The 19,058-nt window shown below is 67.3% G+C and carries 19 protein-coding genes and 1 tRNA gene; 15 read left to right on the top strand and 5 right to left on the bottom strand.

Annotated features, from left to right (window positions below; genetic code table 11):
- The first annotated feature begins 7 nt into the window (after positions 1 to 7).
- The 8 genes from fabZ (at position 8) to C664_RS00310 (ending at position 6,458) form a co-directional block, all read left to right on the top strand.
- On the top strand, positions 8 to 442 hold the full coding sequence (gene fabZ, locus C664_RS00275) for a 3-hydroxyacyl-ACP dehydratase FabZ (RefSeq protein WP_038010530.1): 435 nt from the start codon (positions 8 to 10) through the stop codon (positions 440 to 442).
- Entirely contained in the window at positions 439 to 1,209 is a 771-nt protein-coding gene (lpxA, locus tag C664_RS00280; RefSeq protein ID WP_004251119.1) for an acyl-ACP--UDP-N-acetylglucosamine O-acyltransferase, read from the top strand. The genes fabZ and lpxA overlap by 4 nt, the downstream gene beginning before the upstream one ends.
- 15 nt (positions 1,210 to 1,224) lie before the next feature.
- A complete protein-coding gene (gene lpxB, locus C664_RS00285) occupies positions 1,225 to 2,376 on the top strand; it encodes a lipid-A-disaccharide synthase (protein ID WP_004251122.1) in 1,152 nt (383 codons plus the stop codon).
- The gene (rnhB, locus tag C664_RS00290) at positions 2,373 to 2,999 is read left to right on the top strand and encodes a ribonuclease HII (protein ID WP_038010480.1); all 627 of its coding nucleotides are present in this window, start codon (positions 2,373 to 2,375) and stop codon (positions 2,997 to 2,999) included. The genes lpxB and rnhB overlap by 4 nt, the downstream gene beginning before the upstream one ends.
- Complete coding sequence (locus C664_RS00295; RefSeq protein ID WP_004251144.1) at positions 2,996 to 3,784, top strand: TrmH family RNA methyltransferase; 789 nt, start codon at positions 2,996 to 2,998, stop codon at positions 3,782 to 3,784. Before rnhB ends, C664_RS00295 begins: the two co-directional genes overlap by 4 nt.
- A gap of 162 nt (positions 3,785 to 3,946) precedes the next feature.
- Positions 3,947 to 4,447 carry a hypothetical protein gene (locus tag C664_RS00300; protein ID WP_004251145.1) on the top strand — a complete coding sequence of 167 codons (501 nt, stop codon included), beginning with the start codon at positions 3,947 to 3,949 and terminating at the stop codon, positions 4,445 to 4,447.
- Positions 4,448 to 4,534: 87 nt separating this feature from the next.
- Positions 4,535 to 5,320, top strand: coding sequence for a peroxide stress protein YaaA (gene yaaA, locus C664_RS00305; RefSeq protein WP_004251148.1), 786 nt, complete (start codon positions 4,535 to 4,537; stop codon positions 5,318 to 5,320).
- 4 nt (positions 5,321 to 5,324) lie between these two features.
- On the top strand, positions 5,325 to 6,458 hold the full coding sequence (locus tag C664_RS00310) for a M14 family metallopeptidase (protein ID WP_004251151.1): 1,134 nt from the start codon (positions 5,325 to 5,327) through the stop codon (positions 6,456 to 6,458).
- Positions 6,459 to 6,483: 25 nt separating this feature from the next.
- Here C664_RS00310 and hpnE read toward each other — a convergent pair whose 3' ends face one another.
- From hpnE to hpnC, 3 genes are read right to left on the bottom strand one after another with little or no spacing between them, the layout of a single operon-like run.
- Positions 6,484 to 7,806, bottom strand: coding sequence for a hydroxysqualene dehydroxylase HpnE (gene hpnE / locus C664_RS00315; protein WP_004251152.1), 1,323 nt, complete (start codon positions 7,804 to 7,806; stop codon positions 6,484 to 6,486).
- Positions 7,807 to 7,810: 4 nt separating this feature from the next.
- Positions 7,811 to 8,644 (bottom strand): presqualene diphosphate synthase HpnD, encoded by an 834-nt coding sequence (hpnD, locus tag C664_RS00320; RefSeq protein ID WP_004251155.1) that lies wholly within the window; start codon positions 8,642 to 8,644, stop codon positions 7,811 to 7,813.
- The gene (gene hpnC / locus C664_RS00325) at positions 8,641 to 9,474 is read right to left on the bottom strand and encodes a squalene synthase HpnC (RefSeq protein ID WP_004251157.1); all 834 of its coding nucleotides are present in this window, start codon (positions 9,472 to 9,474) and stop codon (positions 8,641 to 8,643) included. Before hpnC ends, hpnD begins: the two co-directional genes overlap by 4 nt.
- 255 nt (positions 9,475 to 9,729) lie before the next feature.
- Here hpnC and C664_RS00330 point away from each other — a divergent pair, with 255 nt between their 5' ends.
- The 6 genes from C664_RS00330 (at position 9,730) to C664_RS00355 (ending at position 17,698) form a co-directional block, all read left to right on the top strand.
- Complete coding sequence (locus C664_RS00330) at positions 9,730 to 10,407, top strand: ABC transporter ATP-binding protein (protein ID WP_004251159.1); 678 nt, start codon at positions 9,730 to 9,732, stop codon at positions 10,405 to 10,407.
- Entirely contained in the window at positions 10,404 to 12,956 is a 2,553-nt protein-coding gene (locus C664_RS00335) for an ABC transporter permease (RefSeq protein ID WP_004251161.1), read from the top strand. The genes C664_RS00330 and C664_RS00335 overlap by 4 nt, the downstream gene beginning before the upstream one ends.
- 70 nt (positions 12,957 to 13,026) lie before the next feature.
- A complete protein-coding gene (locus C664_RS00340) occupies positions 13,027 to 14,160 on the top strand; it encodes a lipocalin-like domain-containing protein (RefSeq protein ID WP_004251163.1) in 1,134 nt (377 codons plus the stop codon).
- A 69-nt stretch (positions 14,161 to 14,229) separates the two neighbouring features.
- Positions 14,230 to 15,300 (top strand): dTDP-glucose 4,6-dehydratase, encoded by a 1,071-nt coding sequence (gene rfbB / locus C664_RS00345; RefSeq protein ID WP_004251165.1) that lies wholly within the window; start codon positions 14,230 to 14,232, stop codon positions 15,298 to 15,300.
- Complete coding sequence (gene rfbD / locus C664_RS00350) at positions 15,297 to 16,184, top strand: dTDP-4-dehydrorhamnose reductase (protein ID WP_004251170.1); 888 nt, start codon at positions 15,297 to 15,299, stop codon at positions 16,182 to 16,184. Before rfbB ends, rfbD begins: the two co-directional genes overlap by 4 nt.
- Before the next feature lie 68 nt (positions 16,185 to 16,252).
- Positions 16,253 to 17,698, top strand: a complete 1,446-nt coding sequence (locus tag C664_RS00355) for a mannose-1-phosphate guanylyltransferase/mannose-6-phosphate isomerase (RefSeq protein WP_004251173.1) — start codon at positions 16,253 to 16,255, stop codon at positions 17,696 to 17,698.
- A 124-nt stretch (positions 17,699 to 17,822) separates the two neighbouring features.
- Here C664_RS00355 and C664_RS00360 read toward each other — a convergent pair.
- Positions 17,823 to 17,907: transfer RNA gene (locus tag C664_RS00360), tRNA-Leu, on the bottom strand.
- Positions 17,886 to 18,437, bottom strand: a complete 552-nt coding sequence (locus C664_RS20150; RefSeq protein WP_083483019.1) for a DUF3693 domain-containing protein — start codon at positions 18,435 to 18,437, stop codon at positions 17,886 to 17,888. Before C664_RS20150 ends, C664_RS00360 begins: the two co-directional genes overlap by 22 nt.
- Positions 18,438 to 18,696: 259 nt before the next feature.
- Here C664_RS20150 and C664_RS00365 point away from each other — a divergent pair, with 259 nt between their 5' ends.
- Positions 18,697 to 19,053 (top strand): hypothetical protein, encoded by a 357-nt coding sequence (locus tag C664_RS00365; protein ID WP_004251174.1) that lies wholly within the window; start codon positions 18,697 to 18,699, stop codon positions 19,051 to 19,053.
- Positions 19,054 to 19,058 lie beyond the last annotated feature (5 nt).

Genomic DNA, 19,058 nt, shown 5'->3' on the forward strand with positions numbered 1-19,058 from the left:
CCACATGATGAACATCAACGAAATCATCGAGTACCTTCCGCATCGCTATCCGTTCCTGCTGATCGACCGCGTGCTCGAGATGGAAGAGGGCAAGCGCATTGTCGCGCTGAAGAACGTGACGATGAACGAGCCGTTCTTCCCCGGCCACTTCCCGCACCATCCCGTCATGCCCGGGGTGCTGATCGTCGAGGCGATGGCGCAGGCTGCGGCCGTGCTGTCGTTCAAGAGCATGGGCATCAAGCCCGATGAGAACTCGGTGGTTTACTTCGCCGGTATCGATGCCGTGCGGTTCAAGCGCCCGGTAGTGCCGGGGGATCAGCTGATCTTCGAAGTCGAGATCACGCAGAACAAGCGCAACATCTACAAGTACAAGGGGGTCGCACGCGTCGACGGCGAGATCGCGACCGAGGCCGAACTGATGTGTGCGCTCAAGACGCTATGATTCATCCGACTGCCATCGTCCATGCTGGCGCGAAGCTCGGTGAGAACGTCTCGATCGGGCCGTATTCGATCATCGGCGAGCATGTCGAGATCGGCGACGGGACGCGTGTCGGTCCGCATGTGGTGATCGAGGGACACACCCGGATCGGGCGCGATAACGAGATCTTCCAGTTCTGCTCCCTTGGCGCGAAGCCGCAGGACAAGAAGTACGACGACGAGCCGACAGCGCTGGAAATCGGTGACCGCAACACGATTCGCGAATTCTGTTCGTTCAACGTTGGCACCAGCCAGGATGCGCACGTCACGCGCATCGGCAACGACAACTGGATCATGGCCTACGTGCACATGGCGCATGACTGCCAGGTGGGCAACAACACCATTTTCGCCAACAACGCCACGCTGGCCGGCCACGTGCATGTCGGCGACTGGGCAATCCTGGGTGGTTTTACCGGTGTTCATCAGTTCTGCCGCGTCGGCGCCCACAGCTTCTGTGGGGTCGGCACCGTCTTGCTGCAGGATCTGCCGCCCTTCGTCACCGTCGCCGGCAATCCGGCCAAACCGCACGGCATCAACAGCGAGGGCCTCAAGCGTCGGGGCTTCAGCGCTGAAGGTATTGCCGCCATCAAGCGCGCCTACCGTGCGCTGTATCGCGCTGGCCTGACGCTGCAGGAAGCGCGACTGCGTGTTGCCGAGATCGCGGCCGAGCATCCCGAAGTGGAGGCGTTTTCGGCGTTCATTGCCCAGTCCGATCGCGGCATCGTTCGCTGAGGCCCTTCCCACACCATGACGGTCCGTATCGCCATGGTCGCCGGGGAAACCTCGGGCGACCTGCTTGCCAGTCACCTGATCCGCGCGATTCGTCAGCAGGTACCGGATGCCGAGTTCTTCGGCATTGGTGGGCCCAAGATGCAGGCCGAAGGGTTCGACGCGCGCTGGCCCAGCGAGCTGCTCGCAGTCCATGGCTATGTTGACGCCCTGAAGCGTTATCGTGAGCTGTCCGGAATCCGCCGCGCGCTGCTGGGGCAGATCCGCGGGGAACGGCCGGCGGCCTTCATCGGCGTGGATGCACCGGATTTCAACCTCTGGCTCGAAGGCAAGGTCAAGGATTCCGGCATTCCCTCCATCCACTTCGTCAGTCCCTCGATCTGGGCCTGGCGCGGCGGGCGCATCAAGCGTATCGCACGTTCGGTGAGCCGGATGTTGTGCCTGTTTCCGTTCGAGCCCGAGATCTATGAACAGGCGGGCGTGCCCGTGAGCTACGTCGGCCACCCGCTGGCCGACGTGTTCCCGCTGCATCCGGATCGCAACGCTGCGCGGCAGTTGCTCGAACTGCCGCTGGAGCATCGCATCGTGGCGATGCTGCCAGGCAGCCGGCAGTCTGAGGTCCGCAATCTTGCCGACACCTACATCGCAACGGCCAAGCAGATGGTCGAGCGCGATCCCGGCCTGTGCTTCCTGGTCCCGCTGGCGACACGCGAGACGCGCGCGATCTTCGAAGAGGCCCTGCATCGCAACCAGGCGCTGGACCTGCCGATCAGGATGCTGTTCGGCCACGCGGTCGAGGCGATGATCGCGAGCGACGTGGTGCTCGTGGCGAGCGGTACCGCAAGTCTGGAGGCTGCGCTGCTCAAGCGGCCGATGGTGATCACCTACCGCATCGGGGCGTGGCAGTACCGGCTGATGAAGCGGATGGCCTACCTGCCGTGGGTCGGCTTGCCCAACATCCTTTGCAATGAAGGCCTGGTGCCGGAGCTGCTGCAGGACGATGCGACGCCGGAGAAACTCGCCGCTGCGCTCGATGCCTGGCTGAACGACCCTGACCGCCGTGCCGCGCTGGAGGCGCGGTTTGCCGAGCTGCACCTCACGCTGCGGCAGAACACCGCCGAGAAGGCGGCGGAGGCCGTCCTGCCTTATCTGCGTCAGGGCGCAGCATGACCGCAGACCTGTTTCTGTCGTCCACGGTCACCCGAGGCGGTGTGCTGGTGTGTGGTGTCGATGAAGCGGGGCGCGGACCCTTGTGCGGGCCCGTGGTCGCTGCCGCGGTCATCCTTGACCCCGCGCGCCCGATCGAAGGCCTCGCAGACTCCAAGAAGCTCAGCGAGCGCGCGCGCGAACAGCTCGCTCTCTTGATTCGTGAGCATGCGCTGGCGTGGGCGGTCGCCGAGGCCAGCGTCGAGGAGATCGACCGCCTCAACATCCTGCACGCGACCATGCTGGCCATGCAGCGGGCCGTGTGTGCATTGTCCGTTGCGCCGGGTGAGGTGAGGGTGGATGGCAACCGGTGTCCGACGCTGCCGTATCCGACGCGAGCCATCGTCAAGGGCGATGCGACGGAGCCGTCCATTTCGGCTGCGTCGATCCTGGCCAAGACGGTACGTGACGAGGCCATGCGGGTCCTCGACCGGGAGTGGCCGCAGTACGGGCTGGCGGGCCACAAGGGCTATCCTACGGCGGCGCACCTGATGGCCATCGAGCGTCATGGCGTCGCACCGTTCTACCGGCGCAGCTTCGCGCCGGTGCGGCGCCTGGTCGAGCGCGCGGGCGACGGCCCCGCATGAAGACGATCTCCTCGCGCGACAACCCGCTCGTCAAGCGCCTGCACGCGCTCGCAAGCTCGGGGCGCGAGCGCCGCAAACTGGGTGAGACATTGCTGGACGGAGCGCACCTGGTACAGGCTGCACTGGAGCGTTCGTGCCGCTTGAAGGGACTGGTCGTGTCCGAGTCAGGTGTCGGCAAGGCCGAGATTGCCGACCTGCTTGGCGAGGTCGGACAGGGGGTGCCTTGCCACGTGTTGCCGGACACCTTGTTTGCCCACGTCAGCCCGGTGGATACGCCCTCCGGCGTGCTGGCGATCATCGACCTGCCGGCGGTGAAACCGCTGGGAACGATCGTCGATAACCTCGTGGTGCTGGACGGCGTCCAGGACCCGGGGAACCTGGGCACGATCCTGCGTACCGCCGCAGCGGCAGGCGTACGGCACGTGTTGCTGGCCGAAGGATGCGCGGGCGCCTGGTCGCCGCGGGTGCTGCGCGCGGGCATGGGCGCACACTTCGTCCTCGAGGTGCATGAGCGGGTCGATCTCGCGGCCTGGCTTCCGGGCTTCGGCGGTCAGGTGCTCGCGACCGCGCTCAGCGGCGATGCCTGCAGTCTCTACGATCTCGATCTGCGCGCGCCCGTTGCCTGGGTCTTCGGCGGCGAAGGGCAGGGCGTCTCGCCCGCGGTGCTGGCCTGCGCCACGCGCCACGTCCTCATCCCGATGCCCGGTGCCATCGAGTCGCTCAACGTCGGCGCCGCGGTTGCGGTCTGCCTGTTCGAGCAGGCCAGGCAACTCGGCTCGCGATAACTACGTCACATTCCCTTGTCGTGCGCCATTGACATAGATGGCGTTGCGCCGTGATCCTCATCCGGCTCGTAGCGTAGCGGAGGCTTAACTCCGACGCATCGATCCGACCAACGGATGCGCATAAAGACGGCAATACGCCGCAAGCGCCGAGGAGACAAGAGAATGACGATTTACACCAAGACCCCGAAAGGGCAGGACGAGATCGCCCATCGCAGCGGGGACGTCGGGCAGCGTGCGCGCCGCCTCCTGATCCTGATCGATGGCCGGCGCGGCACCGACGAGCTGGCTGCCCTCTCCGCCGACGATGCCATCGCGACCACGCTGTCGCAGCTCGAGGAGGCTGGGCTCATCGAGGCCGTTGCCGCGGCAGCGCCGGAGCGCGTCATGCCTGCGGCGGCGGTCGAGCCTGCCTCCAGGGCGGCCTCAGGCGGGCAGGCGCCAAAGGCGGGTGACCTGCAGCTGGCGCGCGACTTCATGATGAACACGCTGCGCACGTTCCATGGTCCGTACGCCAAGCTCGGCCTGATGAAACGCATCCAGGCCGCGCCCGACCGCGACGGACTGATGGCGCTCCACGAGGAATGGCTGGCTTCGATCTCCGAGACGCGCATTGGGCGCAAGCGTGCCGAGGAACTGACAGAGCGCTTGATGGCGGTGATGTGACATGACGCGGCGGCGGGCAGGCCGTGCGGCCGCCGAGCGTCCCGAGTTTGTTACCATCGGGACCTTCTTCCGCTCGACATCCGTTCCATGATCATCGTCATTTCGCCCGCCAAGGCGCTCGACTACGAGACGCCGCCGAGCACCGCCCGTTTTTCCCAGCCGGATTTCCTCGATCACGCCGCCGAGCTCATCGACATCCTGCGCCAGCGCTCGCCCGCCGAGATTGCCGAGCTGATGTCGCTGTCGGACCCGCTCGCCACGCTCAACGTCGCCCGCTATGCGCAGTGGTCGCGTCCCTTCTCGCCTGACAACGCCAAGCAGGCCGTGCTCGCCTTCAACGGTGACGTCTACGAAGGGCTGCAGGCCGCATCGCTGGATGAAGCGCAGCTGCAGTGGGCGCAGGATCACCTGCGCATCCTCTCGGGCCTGTATGGCGTGCTGCGCCCGCTCGACCTGATGCAGCCCTACCGGCTCGAGATGGGAACCCGTCTCGAGAACGCACGGGGCAAGAACCTCTACGCATTCTGGGGCGAGCGCATCACCGATGAGCTGAACCGCCTGCTTGCAGCGGAGCGGGACGCCGGACGGGAGCCCGTCCTGTTCAATCTCGCCTCGGACGAGTACTTCAAGTCGGTCAAGCCGGCCAAGCTCAAGGGCCGGCTGGTGACGGCGGTGTTCGAGGACTGGAAGGGCGGTCGCTACAAGATCATCAGTTTCTATGCCAAGCGTGCGCGCGGCCTCATGAGTCGCTACGTCATCCAGAACCGCATCGACGACGTCGAGGGGCTCAAAGGCTTCGACAGCGAAGGCTATGCCTTTGCAGCGGAAGCTTCGGATGCCGACATGCTCGTTTTCCGCCGCCGCGAGGACTGAATCCATGCGCATCAGCTCGAGTTTCGACGCGGGCGCGATCGAGATCGTCAGTCTCGACGACCCGCAGGACATTCGTCTGCGCTTGCGTGCCGACAATGCCGCCGACTTCCGCCAGTGGTTCCATTTCCGCCTGATGGATGCCGCGGGTAAGCCGCTGCGACTGGTGATCGAGAATGCAGCCGAAGCGGCGTATCCGGATGGCTGGCCGGGCTATCGCTGCGTCGCCTCCTACGATCGCCGGACCTGGTTCCGCGTGGCCGGGACGCGCTACGAGGACGGTCGACTGATCGTCGAGCACACGCCCGAGCGCGACAGCGTCTACTACGCCTACTTCGAGCCCTATTCGCACGAGCGCCATCTGGACTTGCTGGCGCGGGCGGAAACCTCGCCCTTCGCCAGCGTGCGCAATCTCGGCGCGACCGTCGACGGCCGCGACCTGGATGTGGTCGTCGTCGGGCATCCGTCCCCGGCGCGCCGGCCGGTGTGGATCATCGCGCGCCAGCACCCGGGCGAGACCATGGCCGAATGGTTCGTCGAGGGCCTGCTCGAGCGCCTGCTCGACGGGGCGGACGCCGTGGCCCGCAAGTTGCGGGAGCAGGCCGTGCTGTACATCGTGCCCAACATGAACCCGGATGGCGCGGTGCGCGGCAACCTGCGCACCAACGCCGCGGGCCGCAACCTGAACCGCGAATGGCGCGAACCCGACCTGACGGCCAGCCCCGAGGTGTTTCTCGTGCGCGAGGAGATGCAGCGCACCGGTTGCGACCTCTTCCTCGACATTCACGGCGACGAGGCGCTGCCCTACGTGTTCTTCTCGACGGCGGAGGAGGTGCCGGGCTTCACGGCGGAATCCGCACGTCGGCAAGCGCGCTTCATCGAAGCCTTTGCCGCCGTGGCGCCGGACTTCCAGATCGCGGAGGGCTACAAGCCGGGCCGCTTCGGCGAGGAACTGCTCACGCTGGCGAGCAAGTGGGTCGCCAACCACTTCGGCTGCGTGTCGCTCACGCTCGAGATGCCGTTCAAGGACAATGCGAACCTGCCCGACGAACTGACGGGCTGGAACGGCGCGCGCAGCAAGCGCCTCGGGGCAGCCATGCTCGATCCGATCCTCGCCCACCTGGCCGACACTCCGGCCTGAGCGCGACCAAGGTGCCCGCTGCGGGTCAGCTGGCGTAGCCGAGTTCGGCGAGGATGGCCTGCGCACAGGCGATGCCGGAGCGCACGGCGGATTCGAGCGTGGCCGGATAGTCCGACTCGAGGTAATCCCCCGCGAGCCACAAACCGCGCATCGGCGTGCGGATGCCCGGGCGGAAGATGCCGGGTCTGCAGGCGATGGTCGCGCGCTTCTCCACAATCACCTGCGACCATTCGGGCGAGGGCAGGCGCCGGCCGAGATGGCGTTCGAGCTGGGCATGGGTCTGAAGGATCAGCTCGTCGCGCGGCAGGGTTTCGTGCGGGCCGCTGGCACTGATCACACAGGCGATCAGGCCTTCCGGGCCGCCAAGTTGACCACGGTCGAACGCCCATTGGGCAGGGCCTGCGGTGGCACCGCTCACGAGGCCGATCATCGGTTCGGGCAGTCGCTGCCCCTTTCCCAAGGCCAGGTAGACCGACACGATCGGTTCGTGCGGCAGCGCGTCGATCTGTGCCGCCAGCCGGTCGCACTGGCCGGTGGAGGCGAGCAGCGTACCCGCATGGTAGGGCGCGGTCGCGACCACGACATGCGGCCAGGGCTGGCTGCCGGGGTCGCCCTCGAGGCGGAAGCCGCCGGCGACCGGGCGGATCGCGTCGATGGCATTGCCGGTGCGCAGCTTGCCGCGGCGGGTGGCGAGATAGCGTGCGGCCGGTACAGGGAACAGCTCGGACAGATCGACGCGCGGGATCAGCAACTCACTGGCACTGGCGGAGCCGGCCAGGCTGTCGCGCAGCACATTGGCGAAGATCTGCGCCGATGCGTCTCCGGGCGGGGTGTTGAGCGCCGCGACGCATAGCGGCACCCAGACGAGTTCGATCATTGCGGCGGTCTGGCGGGTCTCGCGCATGAGGCCGGTGACGGTCATCTCGGGCGGCACGCGGAAGTCGCTCTTCTTCAGCCTGCGCATCAGGCGGACCATCGCCATCCGGTCGGCCCACGTCAGCCCTTTCGCTCGCAGCAGGCCCACGGCCAGGTGGAAAGGCGCGGGCAGTGCGGCGGCCTTCAGGTGCAGGCGGCCCGGCACGTGCAGGGTCAGCGGCAAGTGGGCGAGCAGCTTGGGCGAGCCACCGGTCAGGCGCAGCAGGCGGGTGAGCTCGGTGTAGGCGCCGATAAGGATGTGCTGGCCGTTGTCCACCCGCCAGTGGTGATCCTTGTGCACCACGCGCGCGCGCCCGCCGAGGGTGTGCGAGCGCTCGAACACCGTCACATGCACGCCGGCACGGGCGAGTTCCACCGCACAGGCGAGGCCGGCATAGCCGGCACCGATGACCGCGACGACGGGCACGCTCATCAGCTCAGCCCTTGAACCACGTGGTACCCGCCAGCCATACCTTGCGCAGTGGCGTCAGCGAGGTACGGCGGTCCAGCACCTGGAAGCCGTCAGCCGCGATCTCGCGCAGCAGCGTGCGGTAGATGGCCGCCATCACAAGGCCCGGGCGCTGTGACTTGCGGTCGACCTGCGGCAGTTGGGCGAAGGCCTGTTCGTAGAAGTGTTCGGCGCGCTCGGCCTGGAACTTCATCAGATCGCGGAAGGCGTCGGAATAGCGTGCCTCGAGGATGTCCTTGGCGGGCACGTTGAAGCGCTGCAGGTCCTCGATCGGCAGGTAGATCCGGCCGCGGCGGGCATCTTCGCCGACGTCGCGGATGATGTTGGTGAGCTGGAAGGCGAGGCCGAGATCGTGCGCGTACTTGAGCGTCTGGCGGTCCTGGTAGCCGAAGATCTCCGCGGCGAGCAGGCCGACAACGCTGGCAACGCGGTAGCAGTAGAGCTGCAGTCCCTTGAAGTCGAGGTAGCGGGTTTGCGACAGGTCCATCGCCATGCCGTCGATGATCTCGAGCAGTTGTTCCTGCGGCAGGTTGAAGCGCGTCAGCACATCCTTGAGTGCCTGGCCGACCGGGTGGGTGGGCGTGCCGGCATAGGTGCGTGCCACTTCCTGGCGCCACCATTCGAGCTTGGCCTGGGCCAGGGACACGTCGTGGCATTCGTCCACCACGTCATCCACCTCGCGGCAGAAGGCGTACAGCGCGGTGATCGCCTGGCGCCGCTCGGGCGGCAGGAACATGAAGCTGTAGTAGAAGCTCGAGCCGCTCTTGGCGGCCTTGTCCTGGCAGTAGTCGTGCGGATTCATGCGATGTTCCGGTAGTTCAGGGCGCGCCCAGCCAGGCGCAGCCAGTCGCCCTTGCCAAGCACGGGCCGGTGGCGGAATACGTCGTAAGCAGTGGCTTCGATGCGCTCGAGGATGCGCAGGCCGCCCAGTACGATCAGGCGCAGCTCCCAGCCGAGGCGGCCGGGCAGGGCGCGGGCGAGCGGGGCGCCATCGAGCATCATGCGGCGCGCGCGTTGCACTTCGAAGTCCATCAGTGCGCGCCAGGCATCGTTGCTGCGACCGGCGGCGATGTCGTCCTCGGTAACGCCGAAGCGCGCCATGTCGTCCTGTGGCAGGTAGATGCGCCCCTTCTGCCAGTCGATGGCAACGTCCTGCCAGAAGTTGATCAGTTGCAGGCTGGTGCAGATGGCGTCCGAGCGGCGCAGGTTGTCCGGCGTGGCGGCATCGTACAGGCACAGCAGCAGGCGGCCGACCGGGTCGGCGGAGCGCCGGCAATAGTCCTGCAGTTCGGCGAAGTCGCGGTATCGCGTCTTGCCGACGTCCTGCGAAAAGGCGTCGAGCAGGTTGCGAAAGGGCTGCAGGGGCAACTTGTGCGCGCGGATCGCGCCGCCGAGACGGGCGAACATCGGCGCCAGCGTCTCGTCCTTGACCGCGACGGCATGGGCACAGGCCTCCAGCGCGAGCCGATAGTCGTGCAGCCGCGCCAGTCTCGCCACCGCCGGGGCATCGCCCTCGTCGGCAACGTCGTCGGCGCTGCGGGCGAACGCATAGATTGCCTCGACCGGCTCGCGCAGGTGGGCCGGCAGCAGCAGGGAGGCGACAGGAAAGTTCTCGTAGTGATCGACCGGCATGCGGGGCGGGGGACGGGGAGGGCGCCGTGGCCCAGGGCGCGCGCGGGCAGGCGGGCGGAGTATATACGCGAAACGGCATCGATCCCGGATTCGCGTGGCTGGCGGCCTGTCGCTCGTCTGCCGTGGCCTTCCGTTGCACTCGTCGGGCACGGCCGATGCAACCAATTCGCTTGCGGGATGACAAAATCGCGTTCGTCGCGGTGGCCTCGCCGCGTCCGTTTCATTCCGGCGCCTTGCCGCCCCCGAGATCGCCTCATGCTCAGCGTCCAATCCCTTCGCAAGAATCTCCCCGGTAGCCCGCCACGCCTGTTGTTCGATGACCTGATACTGGAGGTGGCAGCAGGAGAGTGTGTCGCGATCGTCGGCGAGTCTGGAACGGGCAAGTCGACGCTGCTCAATTGCATCGCCGGGCTCGAGCCGGTCGACGGCGGTCGTATCCGGGTCGGTGGCCAGCGCGTCGACGATCTCGACGACGACGCGCTGGCCAGGCTGCGGCGCCGCGCCTTCGGCTTCGTGTTCCAGGCCTTCCACATCCTGCCGCACCTGAGCCTGGTGCAGAACGTCGCGCTGCCGCTGTGGCTGCTGAAGGTGTCCGACGCAGAAGCCCTGCACAAGGCGCGCGCGCTGCTGGTGCGGGTCGGCCTTGGCGAACGGGCCGACGATGCGCCGCACACGTTGTCGGGGGGAGAACTGCAGCGGGTGGCGATCGCGCGTGCGCTCGTGCATGCACCGCGCGTGGTGCTGGCCGACGAGCCGACCGGCAACCTCGATCCGGGCCGCGCGACCGAGGTGCTCGACCTGCTGCTGGCGCAGATCCGCGAGCAGGGGGCCGCAGGCGTGCTCGTGACGCACTCGCGCGCCGCTGCCCGACGGGCGGACCGGGTGCTCGAACTCGGTGCCGGGAGGCTCGTCGACATCACGGGCTGCGCATGAGCGCGCTGCTGGGGCGCCTGTTCCTTGCCAGCCTGCTGCGCCGACGACTGGCGACGGCGCTGTCGCTGCTCGCCATCGCGCTCGGGGTGGCGCTGGGGCTGGCGGTGCAGCTGATCCATGCCGCCGCACTGGATGAGTTCGGGCGTGGGATGCGGCTGATTGCCGGCGACGCCGATCTGCAGCTGATCGGGCCGCGAGAGGGCTTCGACGAGGCGATCTACCCCGTGCTGGCCTTGCGGCCGGAAGTGGCGGAGGCCAGTCCGCTGCTCGTCGTCGAGGCCAGGCTGCCCGGACGCGAGGACAGTCTGGAGATTCTCGGCGTGGACCTGTTCCGCATTGCGCGGGTGCAGCCGGCGCTAATGCCGCTGGCTTCCCGCGCTGGCGGTGAGGACGGGCGCTTCGCGGCGCTGCAGCCGCACAATGTCTTTCTTTCGGCCGAGGCGCGGGCGCGGCTGGGCGAGCCGCAGCTGCGCAGCGACGGCCAGTCCGCGCCGCCTGCGGTGCGCGACGGCATGCTGTGGGTGCAATCCGGGGTGCGCAGCTTCGCCCTGCAGGTCGCCGGCGAGTTGCCCGGCGCGAGCGGCCGGCTGGCGGTGATGGATCTCGGCGCGGCGCAGCAGCACTTCGACCGCGTGGGCGTGTTGAGCCGCATCGATCTCAAACTGGCAGCGGGTGTCAGTCCCGATGCAGCGCGGGTGGCGCTGGCGCCGCTGCTGCCGCCTGGCCTTGCGCTGCGGGTGCCGGAGGCTGCGGCGAGCGAGGTCGGTGCCCTGTCGCGTGCCTATCGGGTCAATCTGACCATGCTTGCGGCGATTGCGCTGATCACCGGCGGCTTCCTGGTGTTCTCCACCCAGCTGTTGTCGGTGGCGCGCCGCCGGCGGGAGTTCGCCCTGCTGCGCGCGCTCGGGCTGGAACGCCGGGAACTGCTGCGCGGACTGCTCGCCGAAGGGGCAGCGGTCGGGCTGGCGGGTGGCGTGCTGGGCGTGGCCTTGGGCCATGGGCTGGCCGTGGCGGCATTCCAGCTGGTGGGGGGCGATCTTGGCGCAGGATTCTTCCGCGGGACCCGGCCGCAGTTGCAGTTCGATGGCGTGTTGATCGCGGGCTATCTGTTGCTGGGTGTCGCCGCCGGTGTCGCGGGGACGTGGCTGCCGGCCCGCGAGGCCTCGCGGGTGGCGCCAGCGCGCGCACTGAAGGCGGGGGAGGCTGCGTACGCGGGCCTGTCGCAGGCGCGGGGCCGGCCTGCCGCGGGTCTGGGTCTGCTGGCGCTGGCCGCCACCGCGTGTCTGCTGCCTCCGCTGGCGGGCATTCCCGTCGGTGGTTATGCCGCGGTGGCGTGTCTGCTGGCGGCGGCCGTGCTGCTGTTGCCCCGGCTGGCTCGTGCCCTGTTGCCGTTGCTGGGGCGGGCGCAGGGCGTGGGCTGGCGCCTGGCACACGCGCGCCTGTCGGCGACGCCCGGCCAGGCGGTCGTCGCGGGCGCGGGTGTCATCGCCAGCGTGGCGCTGGCCTCGGCGATGGCGATCATGGTCAGCAGTTTTCGTGTCTCGGTCGACGACTGGCTGACGCAGGTGCTGCCCGCAGACCTCTACGTGCGCGCGTCGTCGTCCTCGGGCAGCGGTTACCTGGATGATGCGGCGTTGGCACGGATCGCGGCAGTGCCCGGCGTGGCATCCGTGGATACGACGCGCCTCGTCAACCTGCGCATCTCGGACGATGAGCCGCTGTTCAGCGTGCTGGCTCGGCCGGTGCGTGGCAACTGGGGCCTGCCGCTGATTGCGGGTTCGACTGAGCGGCCGGCGGCGAGCGAGGTGCCGCCAGCCTGGATCTCCGAAGCGGCAGCGGATCGCCGGCGTATCGGCGTGGGCGACCGTCTGAGCCTGCCGCTGGGTGGGCAGATGCGGGAGTTCGTCGTCGCGGGCATCTGGCGCGACTACGCGCGCCAGCACGGTGCTGCGCTGATCGAGCGTGCGGACTACGTCGCGCTGACGGGCGACCGTCGCATCAACGATGCGGCCATCGAAGTCGAGCCGGGCATGCCGGTCGGCGAAGTGGCGGCAGCGCTGCGTGCGGCCTTCGGCGCAGAACACGTGACGATCGCGCTGCCCGGCGAGATCCGCGCGATCAGCCTGGAGATCTTCGATCGCACCTTCCTGATCACCTACCTGATGGAAGCCGTCACGATCATGATCGGCCTGTTCGGGATCGCGACCACCTTTGCCGCACTGGCAACGACCCGCGAGGGCGAGTTCGGCATGTTGCGGCATCTGGGCTTCACGCGGGGCGACGTGGGCCGCCTGATTGCGATGGAGGGTGCGCTGACCGCCGGCCTCGGTGTGGTGTCCGGCCTGCTCGCCGGCGGTGCGATCGCGTGGATCCTGATCGAGATCGTCAACCGCCAGAGCTTTCACTGGAGCATGGAACTCGCCGTGCCATGGACGGCCTTGGCGACCTTTGCGATCGGACTGGTGCTGCTGGCGGCCGTGGTCGCCCGGCTGGCGGGGGCGCGTGCGATGCGGCGCTCGGCGGTGCTGGCGGTGAAGGCGGACTGGTGAGGGCAGGGTGATGAAGACAGCCGGGTTGGGGCAGCGAGTGATTGCGTACCTGTGCAGGGCAGTGGCGAGAATGGGCAACTTCTCGCTGGGCACGGTGCTTGTCGGTGCGTGGATGGTCGTTGGAACGCTGATCTTCCCTGGCCCTGTCGTCGCGCAGGTCGCGCCGACTACGCCGCCCTATCCCCCGGTCCTGTCCGGGCAGGCGCTGCAGTTCCCCCGGGACTTCGGCGCTCATCCGGACTACCGTACCGAATGGTGGTACATCACCGGCTGGCTCAGGGACGAGGCCGGCGTCGAGCGCGGCTTCCAGCTCACCTTCTTCCGTGTGCGGACGCGGATCGGCGAGGACAACCCGAGCCGCTTCGCGCCACGCCAGTTGGTGCTCGCGCATGCGGCCGTGGCCGACCCCGCGACAGGGCGTCTTCGCCATGCGGAACGCGCCGCGCGTGCCTATCCGGGGCTGGCCGAGGCGGTGGAGGGCAGGACGGTCGTGCGGGTCGGCGACTGGTTCCTGGCGGGCGGCGAGGCAGCGCTTGCCGGCTATCGCAGCCGCATCGAAGCGGAGGATTTCGGCTTCGAACTCGAGTTCGAGCCGGGGGGCGCGCCCGTGCTGAATGGCAGCGCGGGGTTCAGCCAGAAGGCGCCGGATCCGATCAACGCCAGCTACTACTACAGTCGCCCGCAGTTGAAGGTGTCGGGCACGCTGAAGCTGGACGGCAGGACCTTGGCCGTGACCGGGCACGCCTGGCTCGACCACGAGTGGTCGAGCGAGATCCTGCCCGAGGGTGCGCGCGGCTGGGACTGGATCGGCATCAACCTGCACGACGGCGGCTCGCTGATGCTGTTCCAGATGCGTGACGGGGAAGGGCGGGCAATGTGGGCGGCGGGCACGCTGGGCGATGCGCAGGGCGGGGCGAGGCGCTTCCGGCCCGACGAGGTCCGCTTCGAGCCGCTGCGGTACTGGCAGTCGCCGCGCACCGGTGCGCGCTACCCGGTGGAGTGGCGCCTGCATCTGGCCGATGGCCGCATCCTGCACCTGGCCCCGCTGATGGACGACCAGGAACTCGACAGCCGGGCATCCACCGGCGCGGTGTATTGGGAGGGCGCTGTACGTCTGCGCGAGGCGTCGCCGGATGGCCAGGAACGCGAGACCGGACAGGGCTACCTGGAGATGACCGGCTATGCCGATCGCCTGAGGATGTAGCACAAGCTGTGGGCGATTCGCGCGGCAATGCGATAATCCCGCACATTGTCATCGGGCGGAGCTTCCAACTTGATTCTCGTGACCGGCGGCGCCGGCTTCATCGGCGCCAATTTCGTCCTCGACTGGCTCGCGCGCAGCGACGAGCCCATCCTCAACCTCGACCTGCTGACCTACGCCGGCAACCTCGAAACGCTCGCCGCGCTGCGGGGCGATGCGCGCCATGTCTTCGTGCAGGGGGACATCTGCGACCGTGCCCTGGTCGATCGCCTGCTCGCCGATTACCGACCTCGCGCGATCGTGCATTTCGCGGCCGAAAGCCATGTCGACCGCTCCATCCACGGCCCGGCCGCCTTCGTGCGCACCAATGTCGAGGGCACGTTTACGCTGCTGGAGGCCGCGCGTACCTATCGCGCGACGCTCGAGCCCGGGATGCAGGCCGCGTTCCGCTTCCTGCACATCAGCACGGACGAGGTCTATGGCTCGCTTGGCCCGCAGGATCCGCCCTTTGCCGAAACCAAGACCTACGAGCCGAACAGCCCGTACTCGGCGAGCAAGGCCGCCAGCGACCACCTCGTGCGCGCCTGGCATCACACCTACGGCCTGCCGGTGCTGACGACCAACTGCTCGAACAACTACGGCCCCTGGCAGTTCCCGGAGAAGCTGATTCCGCTGGTGATCGTCAATGCCCTGGCCGGCAAGCCGCTGCCGGTGTACGGCGATGGCCTCAACGTGCGCGACTGGTTGTACGTGACCGACCACTGCAGCGCGATCCGCGAGGTGCTGGCGCGCGGCACGCCGGGCGAGACCTACAACGTCGGAGGCTGGAACGAGAAGGCCAACATCGACATCGTGCGCACGATCTGCACCCTGCTCGACGAGCTGCGGCCTTCGCCCGAGGGCGGCTACGCACGCCTGATCACCCGTGTCACGGACCGCCCGGGCCATGACCGCCGCTACGCCATCGATGCGCGCAAGATCGAACGCGAACTGGGCTGGCGTCCGGCCGAGACCTTCGAGACCGGCATCCGCAAGACCGTGCAGTGGTATCTGGACAACCCCCAGTGGATTGCCGACGTGCAGAGCGGGGCATATCGCGACTGGGTGGCCGCCAACTACGGCGACCGGGGGCAGGGCGCATGAGGATCCTGCTGCTGGGGAAGAACGGGCAGGTCGGCTGGGAGGCGCAGCGCGCATTGGCGCCGCTCGGCGAAGTGGTGGCGCTGGACCGCAGCGGCTGCGACGGGCTGTGCGGCGATCTGGGTCAGCCCGATGCACTCGCCGCTACCGTGCGCGAGCTGGCGCCTGCCGTGATCGTGAACGCCGCAGCGTATACGGCGGTCGACCAGGCAGAGGGCGAGCCTGCTCTGGCGCAGCGCATCAACGCCGATGCGGTGGGCGTGCTGGCGCGCGAGGCTGCGGCCTTGGGTGCGTTGCTGGTGCATTACTCGACCGACTACGTGTTCGACGGCAGCGGTGAGCGGCCGTGGCGCGAGGATGACGCCACCGGTCCGTTGTCCGTCTATGGCACGACCAAGCTTGCCGGCGAGGACGCGATCCGGGACAGCGGCTGCAATCACCTGATCTTCCGCACTTCGTGGGTGCATGCGGCACGCGGCGGCAACTTTGCCCGCACCATGCTGCGCCTGGCGGCGGAGCGCGAGCGGCTCACCGTCATCGATGACCAGATCGGCGCGCCGACCGGTGCGGACCTGATCGCCGATGTCAGCGCTCACGCCATCCGCAGTACGCTGGCGGACCGCAGCCTGTGCGGCACGTATCACCTGGCGGCGTCCGGGCAGACGAGCTGGCATGGCTACGCCAGCTTCGTCATCGAGGCAGCCCGTGCCGCGGGACGGCCCTTGGCCGCGCGAGAGATCGCCCCTATCCCGACATCGAGCTATCCGACGCCAGCAGTGCGCCCGCTGAACTCCCGGCTTGACACGACCCGGCTGCGCATCCGCTTCGGCCTCCATCTGCCGGACTGGCGTGAGGGCGTGAGCCGCATGCTGGTCGAGATCGGCTGACCGCCGGCAGTCACCGCCTTCAACACCTCAAGTACAACACCTCGACGACAGCACAGGATCTTCCCGACATGATCATCAAGAGCGTCATTCTTTCCGGCGGATCGGGCACGCGGCTCTGGCCAGCGTCGCGCGAGAGCTATCCGAAGCAACTCCTGCCGCTGACCGGCGAGCGTTCGCTGCTGCAGGAAACGGGCTTGCGGCTGAAGGACTTCGGCGCGCGGGAGGTGGATCCGCGTCCGCTCGTCGTGACCAACGAGGAATACCGCTTCATCATCGCCGAGCAGTTGCGCCAGATCGGCGTACGCGCTCCGCAGATCGTGCTCGAACCCTTCGGGCGCAACACCGCGCCGGCGCTGACGCTCGCCGCGCTGGCCGCACAGGAGGAGGGCGATCCGATCCTGCTGGTGATGCCGGCAGACCATGTCATCACCGACATCGCCGCCTTCCAGCAGTCGATCGCGGACGGCAGCGCCTTCGCTGCGGATGGCGCCCTGGTCACCTTCGGCATCGTGCCGGACCGGCCCGAAACGGGTTACGGCTACATCCGCAGCGGCGAGGCACTCGCGGAGGGGCGCCTTGGTCGAGCCTTGGTCGAATTCGTCGAGAAACCCGACCGCGACACCGCGCAGCGTTACGTCGATAGCGGCGAGTACTTCTGGAACAGCGGCATCTTCATGATGAAGGCCTCGGTGTGGCTGCGGGCGATCCGCCACTTCAACCCGGATATGGCGAACGCCTGCGAGGCGGCCTATGCGGGTCGCAAGCCGGATGCCGATTTCATCCGCCTGGAGCAGGGCGCTTTCGAGCGCTGCCCGAGCGACTCGATCGACTATGCGGTCATGGAACGGCTCGCCGACGCGCCTGAGCTTGGTACGGGCGTGGTGGTACCGATGGCGGCCGGCTGGTCGGACGTCGGCGCCTGGGACGCGCTGTGGGCCGTGTCGGACAAGGATGCCGCCGGCAACGCGGGGCGTGGTCAGGTGCTGTTCGAGGACTGCCGTAACACGCTGGTGCATTCGGGCAGCCGCCTGGTGGCGGCGGTCGGCTGCGATGACATGGTCGTGGTGGAAACGCCGGACGCGGTGATGGTGGCGCACAAGGACCATACGCAGGACGTGAAGAAGGTCGTCGCGCGCCTCAAGGCCGAAGGCCGCAGCCTGACGAAGAGCCATCGCAAGGTGTATCGCCCGTGGGGCTGGTACGACTCGATCGATGCGGGCGAGCGCTTCCAGGTGAAGCGCATCGTTGTCAATCCGGGCGCCAAGCTCAGCCTGCAGATGCATCACCACCGGGCCGAGCACTGGGTCGTGGTCAAGGGCACGGCCGAAGTCACCTGCGGCGAACGGACCTTCCTGCTGGGTGAGAACGAGTCGACCTACATCCCGCTAGGTCATACACACCGGCTCGCGAATCCGGGCAAGGTGCCGCTGGAGATCATCGAGGTGCAGTCGGGCAGCTATCTCGGCGAGGACGACATCGTGCGCTTCGAGGACACCTACGGACGCAGCAGCTGATTCCTGGGTGGGCGCTGGCGGGAACCGGGTCGGCGTCGACCCGGTGTGCCAAATTCACTCCGCAGGATCCTGCTCGAGGCGCTGTGCTGCTGTACCGAGAGCCTGAAAGCCTGGCGCTTTCAGGTGGTGCGGGGGAAGAGACTCGAACTCTCACGCCTTGCGGCGCTGGAACCTAAATCCAGTGCGTCTACCAATTCCGCCACCCCCGCATCCTGGGTGTGCCAAAGCGGGGCGCATTATACACAGCCGCGGTGCTGCAGGATGGCTTGGTGTCATCGTTCGGCCGAGTCTGGCGGTGCAGACGCATTTCGCTTGATCCTTCGTATGACGTCGCTGACGTCAAAGGAATGATGCGTAAAAACACCATAATTTGTGTTATTGCTCGCGGTTCGTTGCAACCGCTTGATGCATAAGCGCTATTTCCTGCGCCTGTCAATAACAAAAGGACAACGGCAACCATGCTTAATGCCGTTGCCATGCTCAAGGTTTTCGCGGCGCGCTCCCACATGGCGCGCGTCTCCGGTCGCCGGGTCCGTGCGGCCATGCACTCGGCCATCACTTCAGGCTTTCCCAGCAGCGCGGCCAGTGCGGCGGCTTGATCCTCGTTCGGGGCGCTGCGTTCCTTCCGCCATTCAGTGATTGCAGCGGGGGTGACTCCCAACTGGTGTGCTAGGTCGGAGTAGTTCTTTGCTCTGCCTGTGTCGATGGCTTCAGCGATTCGGCGTGTTATCGCGCTCATGTTGTGGCCCTCCTTGGGTCTGGTGCAATCCTAGTCTTTAAAGAATCTCTTGACAAAAATTAAAGAGTGTCTGTATTGTCACGCCCAGTTACAGAGTTCCTGTAATACCCCCCACCCCATAGTGGGTGATTAGCGGGGGAGGGGCGCAAGCCTAGAAGGCCCGTCTAGTAATACGGGCCTGATTCGACGGTAGCGCTGCGGTCGAGAGTCGCGGCGGTCATTCGGTAGTGGCGTTATCAACCAGTTTGGGAGAACTGACATGAACGATTGCAAAGCTTGCGGCGGCTTCTTCAGTTGCGGCGGCGACACCTCGGAGTGTTTGCACCCGGAAGGTGCTGAGGCGGTAGCGGCTGCTCAGGTTCAAATCCCCTCGGAACTCCCCACCGCGCAAGCGGTGCCGGGGGGTGTCCCGACGCTCGATGTTCCGTTGCTGATCGACATTGCGTATCACGCTCGGGAGTTCGCACATTTCGCGTTGAATACAGACACGCAGAATCGGCAGCAAGCGGCGGTCATGTTTGTTCGTTGTGTTTTTCAGGAGTTGGGGCGCATCCACGGGAAAGACGTTGCGGACTCGTTCGCTCTGGCCATTGGTTTCGATCACCAAGGGCGCTGAGGCAG

Source organism: Thauera sp. 63, assembly GCF_000310165.2.
Lineage (GTDB): Bacteria > Pseudomonadota > Gammaproteobacteria > Burkholderiales > Rhodocyclaceae > Thauera > Thauera humireducens.